Raw genomic sequence first — 682 nt, 5'->3', positions numbered from 1 at the left:
GCGTCGTCGGCAAGGTGGCCGAAAACGTGCTCTCCGACCTGCGCCGCGCCATGTTCAGCCACCTGCAGCGGGTCTCGTTGAGCTTCATGGACAAGACCGAGGTCGGCCGGCTGATGTCGCGCCTGCAGGGCGATGTGAATTCGATGCAGGAATTCCTTGAAACGTCGGTGATGTCGGTGGGCGACATCGTGCTGTTGTTCGGCATCGTCAGCGTCCTGCTCTGGCTCGATTTCCGGCTCGGACTGCTGACGCTGTCGACCATGCCGGTGCTGTTCATCGTGCGCCTGTTCTGGCTGCCGCGCGCCAAGGTCGCCTTCATGGCGGCGCATGAAACCAACTCGATCGCCAACGGTGCGCTGGCCGAAGGCATCCATGGCGTGCGCACGGTACAGAGCCTGGAACGCCAGCATGTCGATTTCGATCTTTATGACGAGAAGGTGCTGGCCAATCTCAATGCCCATCTGAGATCGGCCAGGTATGCGCAGGTGATGGTGCCGATCGTCGACACGCTGACCGGGTTCGCCATGGCGACAGTCATCGTCGTGGGCGGCTCGATGGTGCTGTCGCACAGTCTCGACGTCGGCGTCATGGTGGCGTTCCTGTTCTACATCCAGCGCTTCTTCGACCCGATCCGCTCGCTCACCATGCAGTACAGCGTGATGCAGCGCGCCATGGCTTCGGG

Annotated in this window: 1 protein-coding gene; it reads left to right on the top strand. The window is 62.0% G+C overall.

The annotated features are described in order from the left end of the window. The coding region (locus AC0L2K_RS34955; protein ID WP_473533655.1) for an ABC transporter transmembrane domain-containing protein at nt 1-682 on the top strand (682 nt) is incomplete at both ends.

The organism is Mesorhizobium sp. WSM4817 (assembly GCF_055811135.1).
The sequence above is the reverse complement of the archived record's forward strand: the minus strand, read 5'-3'. Positions and strand labels throughout refer to the sequence as shown.